The following is a 14,991-nucleotide window of genomic DNA, read 5'->3' on the forward strand; positions in this document are numbered from 1 at the left end:
TCATTTGCTCAGTATCCTGTCCATTACTGTGCGTAGCTCGTTTTGGGTTGACTCGATTTTTCCCAAAAGAGTTTTGATCAGCGATGCGGAAAAATTACGGGTTCTCTCGTCATTGGAAAGCCACAACTTAAGCAATCCCCCAAGTCGGCCTAAGTCACCATTTACCCGACTCAGCTCCTGAACCTGTTCAATATCAACCATGGATTCCACTTCATAACCCATTCCAACCTTACGCAGAAATGCAGCTGTACTCAGACCAGCGGCATCTGCGTTGCGCTTAATGATCGCTTCTTCTTCTGGCAGAACTGGCACACGAATGTGCTTGCCATGCTTACGTGTAGTTTTCACTTGTTCCGTCATTTGACCTCACTCGCGGCGGTAGCCGCGTAGCCTCGCAGAGCAGGACTCCCCTTGAGAATCGAAGATGCGAATAAGGGGAGAGTAAAGTTTGATAACCTGTTTACAGGTTAGCTAACTTTACATGTCCTGCCCGGCTTTCGCCGGTGTTTACGCCAAGGAAAGTCTACACAAAGAAAAGTGGAATGTCGTGTTTTTTGGTGCAAAAATGTGGATATAACGAAAAAACGGCGTTACTATGCCGCATACACCGGAAAACCAACGTTTTCCGGGCGGTTTACAACTGTTATCCTGCTCAAATACACACGGAAATACACAGAAATACCTCATAAATACACACGCAGGTTATCGGATGGGAAAAGACTATTTAACTGACCTACAGGAGTGGGTTAAGCAGAAAAAGGGGCTGAACGGCAAGAGTGCAAACAGCGCGAGGGTAGTCTTCCTGGCAATCCGGGAAGACGTCAAAAACGCGATTGAAGCCGGTTACTCTCTTACAACGATATGGGAACACATGCACGAAACTGGTCGTGTTAATACCACATACGAAACTTTTCGTCGGCATGTCCGGCGATACATAGATGAGCGAAAACGTGCAGCTGCTGTCAGCGAAAGTACACCTGCTGGAGCTGCGGTAAAGAAAGAAAGCCAACAAGCCGGACCGTCACCAAAGAAAGAAAACGTGATCCCGGAGAGAACGCCGGTCAAAAGAGAGCCGCCTACGAATCCCGGCAGTCAGCTGCCAACTTTTAATTTTAATCCTGGAAAAAAGAAGGGGACTAACTAATGCCTACTGCAGACAAAAATAAAAAACAAAGTGAAGCTGAATCAGTGCCGGTACGCCATGCTGTTCACAGCGCCCAGCAAGGAAAAGGTGGTTGTGGTAAATCCGTTAGTACCGCTTTGCTGGGAATGTACAAGATTAGCAAAGGTGAACTACCGCTGTGCATCGATACCGATCCGCTCAATCCGACATTCTCTAATTATGAAAAACTGAACGTCCGACAGCTGAACATCATGGAAGGTGATGAAATTAATCAGCGCAAACTGGATACCCTCATCCAGTGGATTGATGAAGCCGGTGACAGGGACGTTATTATCGATAACGGCGCTCCGTCATTTATTCCGTTATCAAGTTATATGATTAGCCAGCAAATCCCCGCCCTGCTTTATGAAATGGGTAAACAGCTTGTCATTCATATCTCGATTGTGGGGGGGCAGGCACATGATTACACCGTCGAGGGGTTCAAGGCCATGGTGGAGCAGTATCCGTCAGAAACCCGTTTTGTTGTCTGGCTTAACCCGTATTGGGGCGCGGTGGAATCCGATCAGGGAGTGCCATTCGAAGAATCAGAAGCGTACCTGGTGAATAAAGACAAGGTGGATGCGCTTATCCGGTTGCCTACGCTCAAAAAAGAGTTACACGGCCAGGACTTTGCCGACATGCTGGAAAACTACAAGACCTTCGATGAGGCCATTGAAGATAAATCATTATCTATTATGGTTCGCCAGCGTCTGAAACAGGTTCGCGCCCTTGTTTTCGAACAGCTTGATTTAGCAACGGTGATCTGATGGATGATAAGACGGAAGAACTCATTGCGCTCATTGCTAAAAAGCATGGTATAGCACTGGATGAAACCGATCCGATTATGGTCGTTCCTACCCTGCTTCGGTATTTGCTGGATGAAAGCCAGGAGAAACAGGGAGAAATTCTGGATGAGTTTAAATCCGAGCTACAAAGCGCCCTGATGCAATGGGATTACAGCGCGAAGGATAAGGCTGACCGTATCCTTAACGCCGCGCTAAAGGCCAATACGGAAGTAATGGAGCGTGTTTTGACATCTGCAGCTACAGAAACCGCTGTCATAATCAGAAAAGAAGTTCAGGACGAGATCAGAAAATCGCGGTCGCACATAGAAGGGGCAAGAAAACTTGCCATGATGAATATGGCGGCGGCGGTGATCACCTTAATGGCTGCAGCCGTCGCATTCATTGCAACATTTTACAAGTGACTATTAGCCGCTAACTTTTAGCGGCTAAAAAATCCTGGGAGAATAGTTAAATGCAAAACGTGTCAATGATGGAAGAAACACTGCGTAAAATGAGAAAACATGGTAGCCAGACTATCGAAGTAACACAGTCTTTGGAAGCCTTTGGCCGCTATAAATCCCGCCCTGCTTTCCAGGACTGGATCTACCGTTTGAAGAAAGGCGAACGCTTACCACGGGGCCGTTACTTTGTAGGCAAAAAACCAGGTCGCCCATTTCAAATCATCGACGAGGTTCTTTACCGTTAGTGAGCTATTTTTGTTACCCTGTAGGTCCGGTGTAGTGACAACGTAACGAAAATTAATTTTAGCGGCTAAAATTGGCGGGTTTTGTTTAGCTAAAAGATATTGCATTATCGCACTTGATGTTATATGTTTACTTCACGGTCTGGCGAGGTTTAGGCAACCTCCCTGTAAGGCGGGAAAGCGGAATGCAGCCTATGTAGTCGGATCGCGAAGTTTGTTGTAGCGTGCCTTATCGCCAACCGGCCTGAACCCCGTTTATCGGGGTTTCGCTGTTTTTGGGGGGTAGGAATTGTTGCGGAAAAAAAATCCCCGCATGACGGGGATTCTGTAGCTGATCAAGTTATTGTTCTTGTAAGGCTCAGACCATTCCCTTTACTTAGTGATGGAGCCTGCTCTCTTTGTAGCTTTTCTTTCTGTTCTTTCGCCTGCTTCCGCATGAGATTCTCATGCGCTCGCTGTGCGGCCCGCATTTCATCCCATCCTTCGGCAAGCTCTGGTTTATCATGCCGCACTTTGGCCGTCGCCAGTTCGTGTATACGCGGGCCATGTAACCCCATCCCGTCATGAATCTCTTTGACAGTTTCCAGCCGGTTCTGCAGGCGACTCAGCAATGACTGTTGTTGTTGTACCTGCGACTGCCATTTTGCCTTCTGGCCGGGCAGAGCCAAAAACCCAGGCTGACGACTCATCATCTGCTGCAGAACCGCCTCCTGCTTGTCTATCAGCGATTCCAGCCGGTTTTCAAGGTTTTCTGCCTGCGTTTCTTTATCCGCTACTGCCGCCTCTACCGCATCCTTATATTCCTGCTCGATGTTACCGGCGTCAGTTTGCGAATCCTGTAAATGGGATGGGTCATTGATCAACTGCTGCTGCTCGTCATGCAGCTGCTGTACCTGTTCCTGGATATTTACAGCTTCCGACTCTGCGATAAGATCAGGTTTAATATCAGGCTGCTGACGAGGGGGGGAGATATCCCGGACCGCGCCGGGATTTTTAAATGGGGTAGTTGGCTTCATCCGGGACTCCTACGCTATTCGCTATCTGGAGAACTTCCGGCCCTGCTTCTCTGTGGCTGCTGCTACCTGAGCTTTACCGGAAGTCTGGTCATACGAAATACTCTTTTCCGTACCTACTTCTGGCAGTTTATCGAAATTTTGGCGATCATGCTTGAAAATCTGCTTACCTACCTGCTGATATACTGATTGTTTATCTGCGTGTAAAATCGGCCCATTATAAGAGCTGGCTTTATCCGGCCCCTTGGACAGATAAAGCGGGTAAATACCTGGCTTTATGCTGCCCGCTTTATCAACGTTGTCATTTTTCCATTTGCCTGCTTCTTCGCTTTGCAGCACGCGCTGGCCGTTCATGACAAGAACACGCTGTTTGCTCATGTCGGTGTTACTCCTGGTGTTATCGTCAACCGTCTGTGTCGGGATAGGGCTGACTGCTATTTTTATAATGTCAGCAAGCATGGATGAATCTGCGTTGATAACGGCCACGTCACGCGCAAGATACAGTTTTCTCCTTGCATCATCATCTGCTGCCACCATAGACCAGTCCAGGTTCATACCGGCATTTAATGCCAGGTCTGACGTGAACTGTCTCAGCGTCCGGCTGTTTCCTTCCCTGAATGGATGCAAAGCATCCAACTCGCCGTAATAATGCCCTAGACGCTCTGAAAATTTTTCGGGGTCCATTCCATGAAAGAATTGCTCTTTCTCCATGGAGAGAAAAAGTTTACTCAGCTCCGGTTCAATGTAGGCTGAATCAGCGTACATCACCTGATTACCCAAACGCTCTTTGACCATCATCCCGGTATTTTCCCGGAATTCACCGGCCCACGGATAAATGCCGTTAAAAATGCGTTTGTGAGTTTCTTTTAGGCGCTGCTTGTCGAAAGGACCAATGATAGGGCTTTCTTCCAGCTGCGATAAGTTAAGCGCTACTGTGTCGCGCTCAAACTCTTCAAGCTGTTTTTTATCCCTGATCCCAGCGTTGTTGATAAGGGTATCAGTACCCGGATACAGATACGGGTCTTTTTTGTCGCTCATGCCTGGTGTTGTTTTGCACGTTGAGCATGATATTCGAATATCTCCGCTCTACCCTGCTCGTAAGTAATTTCACCGGCAATGATGCGTTGTTTGATACCTTCATAAAGGGGGGTTCCGCTAGGGTCCATACCTTCCAGCCTCAGACTGGCCTCAGCTTTTTCAAATCCTCTTGCCCTGACTGAACTGTTTGACATGGCCCCTCCGGTTAATTTTTGTTTAGCTATATTATAATATTTTAGCCGCTAAAATCATGCAATACTGCAAATTACTTAAAAAAAAATCCCGCGACTGCGGGATTCTGAGCGGAAATTGATACCTTTTATCCTTCAATAAGGCAAATTATTTTCACGTTTTCGAGATTTAGCTCTTCTTCTACACCAGTTGAATCAAACTTAATCCAGGCAAGTCCTTCTTCACTTGGGCGCTTGGTCAGGATAAGGCGGCCCTGCTCCCCCAGGTACTCAACGATAACAATAGCCTTTTTGAATTTATCAGGATCGGTTTCCTTTTCTGGCGTCTTACGGACCTTATCGGTCACATCGTTATCATCGTGGCCGTCCGTATCATCCTCGGCGGCTTCCGAATCGGTACGGCCATTGAAGGCGTCAATGGTGTCTGGATCACGCTTGCTGGATTCTTTTTCGTCCAGGAACTCACGGAAAACTTTCACCGCACTACGGGTAATGTCTTCACCCTCGTTCTCTTCAAGCAGTTTTTGAACTTCTTCCGGGTCTTGCTTGTAAGCCGTTACCAGCTCATTAACTACGGTAACATCACGGATTGAGCCTTTATTAAAAGCATCTGCTATACAATCCGGCAGGTCCAGCAACGCTGCGTGTTGGGTTACAAACGCTGGCGACTTGCCAAGCCGTTTAGCAATCTGAGATTTTGATACCCCCTCAGCCAGTTTGCGGCCAATGTGTACGGCAATTTCACGCGCCGTCAGGTCATTACGCTGGATGTTCTCAATGACCTGATCATCGTCGCTATAGTCATTATCGATAAAAGCGGGAATTTGTTTCTTCCCGGCCACTTTACTGGCTCGCCAGCGACGTTCTCCATGGTTAATGATATAGCGCCCCGCTTGCTCCGGGTTCTCGCGAACGGAGACAGGCATTTTCACACCACGCGCTTTAATGGTATCAGCCAGCTCCTTAATGGATTCCTCTGAGAATCCTGGGTTGTCCTGCTTACGCGGTTGTTCAGGATCTGGATCAATCGCATCAACGTCCAGCATCAGTGGTTTACCCTCAGCACCTGCAGACGCATCAAGAAAGTCGGAGAGATCACCAACGGTATCAAGGCCAAGGCCGGAAGAATTTTTTTTAGTCATTATGCAATCTCCATCTTAGTAAAAACATGATCGGCCAGTGCTCTCATTTCCTGGCTGGCTTTACGTGCTGCTGTCTTCTTGATTTTCCAGACAGGGACATGTGAAGCCAGTGCATCAGCAATGCTGCTTCGCAACCCGACAGACACAGGAACCATTAACGTAGGGTAGGCCGTCTGCAACTCCTGCAGGTGGTTTACATGGCGAGGATTGCGGCCATCTACCTTACTTGGAACCATACCAATAAATTCCAGCTTGCTGTTCATTTTGCGTTTCACCTGGGTGAAGGTGGTCAGCATTTTTTTAATACCCTGAATTGAGTACACCTCAAGCTCAATAGGGCATACCACAAAATCAGCGCTCGCCAGCGCAACGATAAGCGCATTGTTAACCGTAGGCGCAGTATCAATCAGGCAGACGTCAAAGCCACTGTCGGCCAGCTGCTGCAGGTTATGGCGGAACTGCTTCACCATTTCCGGCAGATTTAATTTTTCTACGTTTGCCAGCTGAATATCTGACTCAATGAGAGAAATTCCGCTCTCAGGAATTTGGGTAAAGCGAGTTGGCTCGATCTCGCCCCACATTTCATTCGCTTTAATGCCGGACGAGAACTGTTTCAGGGTAAAAGAGGCGTTGCCCTGGGTATCCATATCGATTACAGCAACCCGCTTGCCTCGTTCTGAAAAATCAAATGCCAGATGAACCAGGGTGGAAGTCTTGCCAACACCACCTTTTTGATTTGCTGTAACCAATACTTTCATAGCCATCGCTATTCTTCCTGTTTACGTTTTGCCTCGTCAGCCCACTTTTTAACAATGAAAGCCTGCCGCTCCGGTAACACTACTTCAATACGCACAAAGCCGTCAGGTACTTCTTGTTTATAGGCATCCCACACTCTGTTAACTGCCTGAGAAACAGCCCCGCGAGAAATATCCAGTGTTTCAACAAAATATTTCTGCGGCCTCCCTTCAACCAGTACGCCGTAAGCGATTTCAAGCGTTTGCTTACCAACATTCAGGCTTCGGGTAACTCTTGCAAATACCTCATTAGTCAGGCGTTTTTTTTCACTTTTTTCATCGCCAGTTTTGGCAACGTGCGGGTCATTACTATTAACAGTCGTCATAAAATTTACTTCCAAATTCAACGTCTTTGACTGGACGCCTCAATGACACCGCAAACACAGTTTAGCTAAACATAGTTTACGGGTCAATCATTTTAGCCGCTAAAATCCATTTTTTAATGGATATAACGAAAAAACCCGGATAACCGGGTTATTTCAGTGCAACATCTTTGATGAAAGCTACTCGTTTTTTCATCTGCGCCCCCCACAGGAATAACATGCCTCCGAGGAGAACTAAAATCCCACTAATCGAAAATCCTGCAGATGAAACAGAGGTAAAGAAACGTGCCTTTTTCAGTTTTCCCTGCGCATAACGGGTAGCCGGTGGCGTGATTGTTTCCTTAAAAGCAGTCATTTCAAGCCCGTATCTGACATCAGCAGGGACAGGCTCAGCTGGATTACGTTGATAGTCGGCTACAACCTTCCTGACCAGATCGATATCGGGTTTGTTCTCCCGGATACTGGCCTGCGCTTTGACGTAATCAAGTAACTTGGCGGTTTCTGGAGTCTGGCCGCTGATTTTTTCAAGATAGGTAACAAGCTCTGCTGGCTTATCATCCTTGATAAGCTGCCTGACTACTTCTGTCGGCGAAGAGGAATCATCTTCTGGCGTTTCAGTTAACGTACTCAACATCATCTTGGCTCCGAAGATGACGGGAAGGATTCCCAATAGAGGAAGAACGGACGTTACACCTTCCCCGTCAAACACCTTAAAAGCAACGTACACAACAACAATCACCACCGGGATAGCGGTGAACAGTGGCGATGAAAGGTAGCCTGAGAACGCTGATGTGAATGGCATTGCAGATGAGAACACATCACTTGCTTCTCCATGACCGGCAGAAGGTAACAATAGCCCCGGTACATCTATCATAAAATCATTAATACCCGGACTTAACAAACGCGAAATAGCATAGCCTACTCCCGCAACGACCAGTGTTACCAGCCCTGAGATAAGTAAAACGATACCGCTTCTGCTGATAGTGCGGGTACGTTTATCAAGGGCAGATACCTCCTGCCCGATACTGTCAGTCTTAACCATCTTAAACCTCCTGAGTGATCCCTTTCTGAGTCAGTCTGGCCCTGAGATTTTCACGCATGGTTAACACCTGCTTTTCAGTCTCACGGAGTTTTGTCGCCCCCTCACGTTGAATCTTAATAACGTCACCGACAGTCTGGATCAGCGTATCCTGTACCTCTTTAAGCGTACTGACGTCGATTACAAGCCGCTGATTAGCGCGCATCGTTTCAACCGCATTCCGGTGCAGCAGTTTTGCGTTACTGCGAAGGAGTTCGTTATTGGCGTTATCAATATCATTCGCCAGGTTAACAGCATTACGCTGACCATTCAGGGAAATAGCCAACAGGAATTGTCTCTTAAAGTTCGGGACCGTTGTTTCTTTAACGCTATGAAATTTATCAACAAGGTTCTGATTATTCGCCTGGATGATACGAATCATCGGCAGAACCTGCATGGCCGACTGCTGAGACACGATCAAATCTCCGATTCGCTTATCCAGATTAGAAATCAGCGTATCGAGATCGGCTACTTCCTGGAAAGAGGCAGGGTTATTTCCGACACTCGCTCTTAGCTTCTCAGCCTGCAGCTGCAGCTGCGAAAGACGGACCTTGCCTGCGGCAATGTGGACGCCAAGAAGGTGATGTTCTTTTACCACCTCTTCAAACATCTGCTGCAATGCACCGTTATTAGCAGCCAGGCTACGCTGCGTAATAGACACCTCAGATACCAGCGCATCTATCTGCTCGCGGGTAGAATCAAACTGTGCCGCGAAATTTTTACCCCGTGTGCGAATTTTATTGATAATCGGACCGATGACCGGCAGGTTAGAACGGCTTTCCGTCAGGTTAGAAACATTCACGCTGCGGGCCAGGTTGACGACTTCCGTCAGCTTAGAGCCAGCGTCATCCAAATCTTTATTTCTGATCTGTTCCAAAAGGCTATCTGCATAAGCTGCAGTATTTTCCGCAACATCACGGCCAAACTGATACACCGTGTCCGGGTTGCTGGCATCAATACGCTCAGCAACAGCCTGAATCTCAGATTCATCTTCCTGGCGTAAACCAAACTTTTCCAGTTCGGTTGCATTAATGACATACGGCGTAATTGCTGTATTGGTGGCAGTTTGAGTATTCATTTATCAATCCCCTCTAAACTCTTATGCAGACTTTTCATAAGCGCCTGGTGTGCCTGGGTAGCTTTACTGACCATATCCGGGTCCATGTTTGTTGTCGTGATTAGCGACAGGGTATGTTGTCGCCAGACAGGAACCAGGACATTCACGGTTTCGTTGAAACGGTCCAGAATATCAATGCACTGAGCGCGGGTAATTTTCATTTGCGTGACGCTCATTTCATGCGAAGCAAGCAACGTAGCAAGGTTTGCGATTTTCCTGGCAAATCGTTCACGCGGCTTATCAAAGACAATATTCAGGTCGTCGGCTTTCGGTTCTTCTGGTACTTCGCGTAAAAATTCCCTTCCGGCGTCAATGTAAACTTTGAGCCTTTCAATTTCCTGATGATGAATCACCATGAGATCTTCAAGCGCATGAAGCATTTCGTATACGTGCTCCATGAAACTTTTCCCTTCACCAATTAAAGCCTCAACATTCATGCGAGCTTTTTGATAACGAACCTTTTTTTCAAGATGTGTACCTGAGAAACGGGAAAACCATGATGGTTTCCTTGCAATGGTCCGGGGATCGGCCTCAGCCAGCGCATTAACTATTTGGCTTATTGAGCCGGATAATGCGGAGACAGCTGACTTTTCCATAAGCGACGAGTAGCGGTCCATAGCATTAGAAGAAATTTCCGATTCGCCATATCTGCTTATCGCATTTGCATCGCTGAATAAGGTCGGTAAAATGACCTCTTTCAGCCGTTCCTTGGTTGGAACCTCGATATTTCCTGCACCTGTCATAATAGCCTCTGTCTTACATTTTGATTTAGTTTAGCTAAACAAAATGATTTGTACAATCTTTTTAGCCGCTAAAATCGCAGCTACACATTAAGTTGCTTATTTATATTGAAACGCAGGTCATCTTCTTTCAGCGCGAACTCGATTTCACAGAGCAGGCTTTCAAGCAGGGTATAAGTCAGCAGACCGTTATTCTTTGCCATGCCGTTAGTGATTAGCTGTTTCACAAATGGAGAAAAAGCACGAATTTTATGAAGATCTGACATATCAAGTTCATCGTTATGCCATTTTCCCTGGAGATAACCTGCAGCCCCTACAGCGCCATACAACATGACACATCCAATCAATGAGAATACTGCGCCAGTCAGTGGATCTATATCCGTCATGATGGAGTATCCAACAACAAGAACGAAAACTGCAGGCATACAAAATGCGCCCAGGGTACTCCAGCCATGTTTTTTGGGGTGGGTAACTGCGTAGTTCTCAACGACAGCGGTTAATGTGGCGAGATCAGCTCTCGCTTGATTGTGTTCTGCGGTAGTTAAAATCTTTGTCATAACGCCCTCCATGTTTAGCTATACAAAAGTTTAGCTAAACAAAAGGGTAATGACAAGAAATGAGTGAAAAAAAACCGGCTACTGCCGGTTTAATTTTTGATACTCACTAGCATCAGTATCGCCGCCGCCAGGCAAATCAGGCGACACAGCCGGTAATGACGGCTACCAAAGGTAGCAAGACCGCGTATCGCCGCGTGCGGGCTTTTTAATGGTTCTTCATAGCTATCAAACGGGGCCAGTCCAGGAGTAGTTACTGACGCCAGCAGGCAAAGAAGGGAAAGCCTGTACTCACCCACAACTGCGAATAGCACAGACTGCAGCAGCGTAATTAGGCCCACAAACAGGAACACATAAAACTGCCCCTTAAAAATCGTACTGAGTAAACCTCCACTCACAATCAGACTCCTTTTATGTTCTTGCATAAAATGACAACTCAATACCATTACGGCACTTTGGGTTTCCATGTTGCCATAATATAAGTCAGGACAGCCAGCACAAGGAAACTGATCACAAACGGACAGGCTGCAGCAATCGCGCCATCGCTCCATTTAAACATCATTTTGAAAAACTGAATGACAACGTTCGCGATCAGCAGGAAGCGAACAGGAATCCAGAGAATGACCAGCACCATGTACACCGCACCAATGACACCATGCATGATATTACGCATGGCGCTCCCTGATGTTTGACCGGCAGCATTCTCGACTGGCTGGCCCTGCTGCGGTTTACTGTCCTCTTGACGAGGAAATTTAACGACATTGGTCATACTGGCCTCCTGCTGGATTCAGACACTGAACCGGTTAGCTAGTGTCCTCTGCGATGAAGCGTTAATGTTGGCTGGCATACGCGCCGAACAGCAAGCTCCATGATTTCTTTACTGATACGTTGATTTTCTTCTGGCGTAAGACATTCAGCACAAATTTGACCTAATTCAGCCTTTAATGAATTTGCACCAAAAACGCTATGTTTAAGCATGGTGAGACTGCAGCCGCAACGCTTGCAGTGAGTATGGATAAGTGTATTTTTCATCGGAATTCTCCGGCTGCTGACCTGAGTGATTTACCCGGCCTTCACAAATATTATAGGACATTTTGTCCTACACTGCAATTTTAGCGGCTAAAATTCTTTTCACACCTTCCAGATTTTACCCAATCCTGCATATTCAACCAGGATAGCCCAGGCCGAAAAAGGAATGGGGGTATCCCCCCCAATCCAGCGCCTGACGGTTCGGCTGTCTTTCAGGCCGGTGAGTGTGGCCGCTTTGCTTCCTGTTAGCTCTGCTATCTGCATCAAAGTACGAATTTCTTCTGGCGTCGGACAAACCCATCCCGCACCAAAGGGTAAAAAACATTCTGACCTTATTGAGACAGGGTAGGGTTTAGTTTGCATTTACGATTCACCTGTTTTGTTGTCTTCCAGTAATTTCAGTTGATCAACATTGTAAAAAGTACGAACGCAAGTAGGGTCAAAATCCACTACCTGAGTTCCGCGACGGTTGATTCGATAACGTATAGGCTTATCTTCATGCGCCTCCACGCATCCTGAATCGTATATCGTAACGATTTTTACAATAGTGCCAATATTTTTAGCAAACACCGGATGATGCACACTCACGATTTCACATCGAGCACCAACGTAAAATTCCTTATAGTGCTGAACCGTAATCATCCGATCTTTGTATTCTTTGGGACGCTCCTTTGCCAGCTGCTTGCGCCGTTCGCTTTCGGCCCTCATAGCCTCTCTTTCAGCCTCACGTTCTCGCTGAATAATAGCTGTAATGCGTTCCTGAGCTGCTACAGCCCATTTACGAGCGACAAATGCTTTAGAGGCGGGTAATAACGCCTCGACCCTAACAAAGCCGTCAGGAAGCGTTAGAGGCGTTCTGTCAGGGGGGGGCGAAAGGGAGTTTAACCAATCAGGCAAAGGCTCAGATGCCAGCCTGTCACGGGAATCAGCAGCGATAAAAGCAGGTTTCTTTCTGGCGTCAATCAGGCTTTGAAATACGCGGGAAACGTGTGCATCAACGGTTTCTCCTGGTCTTACTTCTGAAAGCCGAACGAAATGCGAACGATACCCTGTTTCGGATACAAAGGGTGCGCCTAAATCCACGGCATGAAACGAGGTGGAAAGATAACCCATCATACATCCGGCTTCGACCTTAACCCTTGCTCGCATACCACTGAAACTTTCGATGATAAAATCACCGTGCTGGCCCCACATAGGAACGCTACCGTCATCAGCACGGCAATATTCACTGATAACATGAGCCGCTTCATGTTCACCGGCATTACACCCAAAGAAGGTTTTACCGTTCATTTTCCAGATACAGGCTTCGAACCGGTAAACAGCATCATGACGCTGTTGCGGATCACCGGTCATACAGGCTTTATTTAAATCAATTAACGCTGAGTACGCTGCGTCCAGAATGCGATGGTCGTCCGGCAGCTGCTGCGCAATGGCATCCATTTGCTGATCGCGAGAGTCATCGCCAGGATAATGTTTGGACATATTAAACCCCTGAAAAATCCCCTGCAGAGCAGGGGATAAAGACTCACTTAATCGATGGCCGCACGGAACTGCGCATATTCTTGATGCCCGCTGGCGTAATCAAACAGCTGATGATAATAAGCACTGCATCTTTCTGAAAATGGCAGATTAGAATTAGCAAGCTGGGCCAGCACAAAACTGGTTGCTACCATACCTGCAGCTTCTGCGGTTAACAAACCGTCAAAGTAATTACCCTGGACAGAAATACGGTAATGTTCACGGCTGTTTGGTGCCATAAAATAACCACCATTCGAAAGCTCATAAAAATCCCATTCACCACCATCGTAATGGGCTTCGATTTTATCCAGCGCACTACTTAAATATTGGCTTTTATTTTCAGGGCTTAATTTACGCATCCAGTTATAAGTGTGGTTTTCCACAAAATGCCAGTATTGACCGAAAAATTTCGGCATAAACATCAGGCGTTCTTCATAATCTGTAAGTTTACGAGCAGTAACGATAACTTCGTTATTCATCGGAGTTCTCCGGTAGTTGACCTGAGTGACTTACCCGGCCTTCACAAACATAATAGGACATTTTGTCCTATACATCAAGAGTTAAATACCTAATCATAGCTACCAGGTAGTTATCTCAAATAATAATCCCGTAATTATGGGAATTAATTATTCATTTTCATTGTATTCTCCTGCTAAAAGAGAAGGCCCGCTATGCGGGCCAGTTTGCGAATCAGTTCTTGATGAAACGCTGCAGCTGCTGCTTGAAATTATATTCAAAATCCGGTTCAAAATCCCATGCTCGCCAGATAAGAAGATTGGTATCAGCTTCGCGAATTTCTACCTGGTGATCATCATACTTAGTAACGTTAGCAACTTTAACAGTTACAGTATCGACAAGGGGAGGGAGGTTCTTAAGTAAATCTTTCATCGGAGTTCTCCGGTAATTGACCTGAGTGACTTACCCGGCCTTCACAAACATTATAGGACATTTTGTCCTATAATGTGAAGTGTTTTATTCTATTTCCCGACAAATTCTGAATACAGCATCCAGCCAATGACAATGATACATGCAATATCAAAAAATAGAGAGCAGTATAAATAAATACCTTCTCTTTTGATAAATTTTGTGAAGTGTGAATTAAACAATTCAGCACTTATATTCTCTTTGAGATCTTTATTCATTTTCTTGGCGTCAATCATCGCGTCAATTGACTTTATTAAATTGTGAAAACTTGCAAGTAATGAAAAAGTAAACACGAACAGATATAAATCCTTTTTGGTCCCCACCTCAAGCAGATAATAAATAAATGATGCAATAATCAAAACAAAGAAAATGGCAGATACTATTGACTGGATAATGCAGCGTTTTCTGTCCCATTTTATAAAACTTAAAAATGGTTCCTTCTTCCAGACCTCTTCTTCATTATCACCATTTTCAGGTAGATCATACTTACCATCTAAAACTTTCTTTAAAAACTGACTACGCTTGATTAAATTCATCATTACTGCAAAAGTTATATACGACAAACCAGCAACAACCATTGCAAAATAAAATAGCGGAAATGTAGAAAATACAGTTTCAAAATGCGCATTATCATTCATATAAGTTCCTTCTTATTTTCCAAAACTACCCAACACTTCGCGCCATCATACTCGTTACCGCCTTCGGCAATAAAAATATGCCCACTGGAATCAATAGCTATTGCACCAGGTCTTTCATGTTGAGGGTCACGCAGACAGTTTTTCCAGCCGTAAACCGCATCATTCCAGATCAGCACTATGCCGCTATCGGCATGTTCCGGGTTCTGTAATCGCCAGCTCCGGGCTATTTCTACGTAATTCAT

The 14,991-nt window shown here is 46.1% G+C and carries 24 protein-coding genes and 1 pseudogene; 4 read left to right on the plus strand and 21 right to left on the minus strand.

Translation table 11 applies throughout. The features are described 5' to 3' along the window. Positions 1–360: a conjugal transfer transcriptional regulator TraJ gene (gene traJ / locus PYR66_23565; GenBank protein WEF30609.1), complete on the minus strand. Its 360-nt coding sequence runs from the start codon at positions 358–360 to the stop codon at positions 1–3. A gap of 235 nt (positions 361–595) precedes the next feature. Between traJ and PYR66_23570 the strand changes: the two genes are divergently transcribed. Genes PYR66_23570 through PYR66_23585 form a run of 4 tightly spaced genes read left to right on the plus strand, consistent with a single transcriptional unit; the run spans position 596 to position 2,653 of the window. Next, the gene (locus tag PYR66_23570; GenBank protein WEF30610.1) at positions 596–1,144 is read left to right on the plus strand and encodes a TraK family protein; all 549 of its coding nucleotides are present in this window, start codon (positions 596–598) and stop codon (positions 1,142–1,144) included. After that, positions 1,144–1,929: a conjugal transfer protein TraL gene (locus PYR66_23575; protein ID WEF30611.1), complete on the plus strand. Its 786-nt coding sequence runs from the start codon at positions 1,144–1,146 to the stop codon at positions 1,927–1,929. Before PYR66_23570 ends, PYR66_23575 begins: the two co-directional genes overlap by 1 nt. Further along, positions 1,929–2,369 carry a conjugal transfer protein TraM gene (locus PYR66_23580; GenBank protein ID WEF30612.1) on the plus strand — a complete coding sequence of 147 codons (441 nt, stop codon included), beginning with the start codon at positions 1,929–1,931 and terminating at the stop codon, positions 2,367–2,369. Before PYR66_23575 ends, PYR66_23580 begins: the two co-directional genes overlap by 1 nt. Before the next feature lie 50 nt (positions 2,370–2,419). Next, positions 2,420–2,653 carry a hypothetical protein gene (locus PYR66_23585; GenBank protein WEF30613.1) on the plus strand — a complete coding sequence of 78 codons (234 nt, stop codon included), beginning with the start codon at positions 2,420–2,422 and terminating at the stop codon, positions 2,651–2,653. Positions 2,654–2,985: 332 nt separating this feature from the next. Here the strand turns inward: PYR66_23585 and PYR66_23590 are convergent, their stop codons facing one another. The 20 genes and pseudogenes from PYR66_23590 to PYR66_23685 all read right to left on the minus strand — a co-directional run bounded on the left by PYR66_23590 (position 2,986) and on the right by PYR66_23685 (position 14,991). Next, entirely contained in the window at positions 2,986–3,666 is a 681-nt protein-coding gene (locus PYR66_23590) for a traN-like protein (GenBank protein WEF30614.1), read from the minus strand. Between the two features lie 21 nt (positions 3,667–3,687). Further along, positions 3,688–4,041: a conjugal transfer protein TraO gene (locus PYR66_23595; protein ID WEF30621.1), complete on the minus strand. Its 354-nt coding sequence runs from the start codon at positions 4,039–4,041 to the stop codon at positions 3,688–3,690. A gap of 258 nt (positions 4,042–4,299) precedes the next feature. After that, positions 4,300–4,701: pseudogene (locus PYR66_23600) on the minus strand (Fic family protein). Beyond that, positions 4,698–4,895 carry an antitoxin VbhA family protein gene (locus PYR66_23605; GenBank protein WEF30615.1) on the minus strand — a complete coding sequence of 66 codons (198 nt, stop codon included), beginning with the start codon at positions 4,893–4,895 and terminating at the stop codon, positions 4,698–4,700. Before PYR66_23605 ends, PYR66_23600 begins: the two are co-directional and overlap by 4 nt. Before the next feature lie 125 nt (positions 4,896–5,020). Beyond that, the gene (locus tag PYR66_23610; GenBank protein ID WEF30616.1) at positions 5,021–6,034 is read right to left on the minus strand and encodes a ParB/RepB/Spo0J family partition protein; all 1,014 of its coding nucleotides are present in this window, start codon (positions 6,032–6,034) and stop codon (positions 5,021–5,023) included. Beyond that, positions 6,034–6,792: a ParA family protein gene (locus tag PYR66_23615; protein ID WEF30622.1), complete on the minus strand. Its 759-nt coding sequence runs from the start codon at positions 6,790–6,792 to the stop codon at positions 6,034–6,036. Before PYR66_23615 ends, PYR66_23610 begins: the two co-directional genes overlap by 1 nt. Positions 6,793–6,800: 8 nt before the next feature. Next, a complete protein-coding gene (locus PYR66_23620) occupies positions 6,801–7,154 on the minus strand; it encodes a TrfB-related DNA-binding protein (protein WEF30617.1) in 354 nt (117 codons plus the stop codon). A gap of 148 nt (positions 7,155–7,302) precedes the next feature. Next, a complete protein-coding gene (locus PYR66_23625; protein WEF30618.1) occupies positions 7,303–8,193 on the minus strand; it encodes a klaC in 891 nt (296 codons plus the stop codon). Position 8,194: 1 nt separating this feature from the next. Next, entirely contained in the window at positions 8,195–9,307 is a 1,113-nt protein-coding gene (locus tag PYR66_23630) for a toxic anion resistance protein (protein ID WEF30619.1), read from the minus strand. Further along, positions 9,304–10,089 (minus strand): toxic anion resistance protein, encoded by a 786-nt coding sequence (locus tag PYR66_23635; protein ID WEF30554.1) that lies wholly within the window; start codon positions 10,087–10,089, stop codon positions 9,304–9,306. The genes PYR66_23630 and PYR66_23635 overlap by 4 nt, the downstream gene beginning before the upstream one ends. An 80-nt stretch (positions 10,090–10,169) precedes the next feature. Further along, positions 10,170–10,643, minus strand: coding sequence for a hypothetical protein (locus tag PYR66_23640; GenBank protein WEF30555.1), 474 nt, complete (start codon positions 10,641–10,643; stop codon positions 10,170–10,172). An 89-nt stretch (positions 10,644–10,732) separates the two neighbouring features. Further along, entirely contained in the window at positions 10,733–11,038 is a 306-nt protein-coding gene (locus PYR66_23645; protein WEF30556.1) for a hypothetical protein, read from the minus strand. A 47-nt stretch (positions 11,039–11,085) separates the two neighbouring features. Beyond that, complete coding sequence (kleE, locus tag PYR66_23650; protein WEF30557.1) at positions 11,086–11,409, minus strand: KleE stable inheritance protein; 324 nt, start codon at positions 11,407–11,409, stop codon at positions 11,086–11,088. 38 nt (positions 11,410–11,447) lie between these two features. Further along, the gene (locus PYR66_23655; protein WEF30558.1) at positions 11,448–11,672 is read right to left on the minus strand and encodes a DUF2688 domain-containing protein; all 225 of its coding nucleotides are present in this window, start codon (positions 11,670–11,672) and stop codon (positions 11,448–11,450) included. Positions 11,673–11,771: 99 nt separating this feature from the next. Beyond that, positions 11,772–12,032 carry a transcriptional regulator gene (locus tag PYR66_23660; protein ID WEF30559.1) on the minus strand — a complete coding sequence of 87 codons (261 nt, stop codon included), beginning with the start codon at positions 12,030–12,032 and terminating at the stop codon, positions 11,772–11,774. Then, positions 12,033–13,151, minus strand: coding sequence for a protein klcB (locus PYR66_23665; protein ID WEF30560.1), 1,119 nt, complete (start codon positions 13,149–13,151; stop codon positions 12,033–12,035). 47 nt (positions 13,152–13,198) lie between these two features. Beyond that, the gene (locus tag PYR66_23670) at positions 13,199–13,666 is read right to left on the minus strand and encodes an antirestriction protein (protein WEF30561.1); all 468 of its coding nucleotides are present in this window, start codon (positions 13,664–13,666) and stop codon (positions 13,199–13,201) included. Between the two features lie 211 nt (positions 13,667–13,877). Further along, positions 13,878–14,075 carry a DUF905 family protein gene (locus PYR66_23675; protein ID WEF30562.1) on the minus strand — a complete coding sequence of 66 codons (198 nt, stop codon included), beginning with the start codon at positions 14,073–14,075 and terminating at the stop codon, positions 13,878–13,880. An 89-nt stretch (positions 14,076–14,164) separates the two neighbouring features. Next, the gene (locus PYR66_23680; protein WEF30563.1) at positions 14,165–14,749 is read right to left on the minus strand and encodes a hypothetical protein; all 585 of its coding nucleotides are present in this window, start codon (positions 14,747–14,749) and stop codon (positions 14,165–14,167) included. Continuing rightward, complete coding sequence (locus PYR66_23685) at positions 14,746–14,991, minus strand: antirestriction protein ArdR (GenBank protein WEF30623.1); 246 nt, start codon at positions 14,989–14,991, stop codon at positions 14,746–14,748. Before PYR66_23685 ends, PYR66_23680 begins: the two co-directional genes overlap by 4 nt.

The organism is Klebsiella aerogenes (genome assembly GCA_029027985.1).
Lineage (GTDB): Bacteria > Pseudomonadota > Gammaproteobacteria > Enterobacterales > Enterobacteriaceae > Klebsiella > Klebsiella aerogenes_A.

Excerpts from the sequence above, each read along its gene's own strand:
- PYR66_23630 (WEF30619.1), bottom strand. The coding sequence starts at position 9,307 with ATGAATACTCAAACTGCCACCAATACAGCAATTACGCCGTATGTCATT.
- PYR66_23595 (WEF30621.1), bottom strand. The coding sequence starts at position 4,041 with ATGAGCAAACAGCGTGTTCTTGTCATGAACGGCCAGCGCGTGCTGCAA.
- PYR66_23575 (WEF30611.1), top strand. The coding sequence starts at position 1,144 with ATGCCTACTGCAGACAAAAATAAAAAACAAAGTGAAGCTGAATCAGTG.
- kleE (WEF30557.1), bottom strand. The coding sequence starts at position 11,409 with ATGACCAATGTCGTTAAATTTCCTCGTCAAGAGGACAGTAAACCGCAG.
- PYR66_23570 (WEF30610.1), top strand. The coding sequence starts at position 596 with ATGCCGCATACACCGGAAAACCAACGTTTTCCGGGCGGTTTACAACTG.
- PYR66_23625 (WEF30618.1), bottom strand. The coding sequence starts at position 8,193 with ATGGTTAAGACTGACAGTATCGGGCAGGAGGTATCTGCCCTTGATAAA.
- PYR66_23675 (WEF30562.1), bottom strand. The coding sequence starts at position 14,075 with ATGAAAGATTTACTTAAGAACCTCCCTCCCCTTGTCGATACTGTAACT.
- PYR66_23615 (WEF30622.1), bottom strand. The coding sequence starts at position 6,792 with ATGAAAGTATTGGTTACAGCAAATCAAAAAGGTGGTGTTGGCAAGACT.
- PYR66_23580 (WEF30612.1), top strand. The coding sequence starts at position 1,929 with ATGGATGATAAGACGGAAGAACTCATTGCGCTCATTGCTAAAAAGCAT.
- traJ (WEF30609.1), bottom strand. The coding sequence starts at position 360 with ATGACGGAACAAGTGAAAACTACACGTAAGCATGGCAAGCACATTCGT.
- PYR66_23635 (WEF30554.1), bottom strand. The coding sequence starts at position 10,089 with ATGACAGGTGCAGGAAATATCGAGGTTCCAACCAAGGAACGGCTGAAA.
- PYR66_23590 (WEF30614.1), bottom strand. The coding sequence starts at position 3,666 with ATGAAGCCAACTACCCCATTTAAAAATCCCGGCGCGGTCCGGGATATC.
- PYR66_23605 (WEF30615.1), bottom strand. The coding sequence starts at position 4,895 with ATGTCAAACAGTTCAGTCAGGGCAAGAGGATTTGAAAAAGCTGAGGCC.
- PYR66_23680 (WEF30563.1), bottom strand. The coding sequence starts at position 14,749 with ATGAATGATAATGCGCATTTTGAAACTGTATTTTCTACATTTCCGCTA.
- PYR66_23585 (WEF30613.1), top strand. The coding sequence starts at position 2,420 with ATGCAAAACGTGTCAATGATGGAAGAAACACTGCGTAAAATGAGAAAA.
- PYR66_23655 (WEF30558.1), bottom strand. The coding sequence starts at position 11,672 with ATGAAAAATACACTTATCCATACTCACTGCAAGCGTTGCGGCTGCAGT.
- PYR66_23665 (WEF30560.1), bottom strand. The coding sequence starts at position 13,151 with ATGTCCAAACATTATCCTGGCGATGACTCTCGCGATCAGCAAATGGAT.
- PYR66_23685 (WEF30623.1), bottom strand. The coding sequence starts at position 14,991 with ATGAATTACGTAGAAATAGCCCGGAGCTGGCGATTACAGAACCCGGAA.
- PYR66_23610 (WEF30616.1), bottom strand. The coding sequence starts at position 6,034 with ATGACTAAAAAAAATTCTTCCGGCCTTGGCCTTGATACCGTTGGTGAT.
- PYR66_23660 (WEF30559.1), bottom strand. The coding sequence starts at position 12,032 with ATGCAAACTAAACCCTACCCTGTCTCAATAAGGTCAGAATGTTTTTTA.
- PYR66_23640 (WEF30555.1), bottom strand. The coding sequence starts at position 10,643 with ATGACAAAGATTTTAACTACCGCAGAACACAATCAAGCGAGAGCTGAT.
- PYR66_23670 (WEF30561.1), bottom strand. The coding sequence starts at position 13,666 with ATGAATAACGAAGTTATCGTTACTGCTCGTAAACTTACAGATTATGAA.
- PYR66_23620 (WEF30617.1), bottom strand. The coding sequence starts at position 7,154 with ATGACGACTGTTAATAGTAATGACCCGCACGTTGCCAAAACTGGCGAT.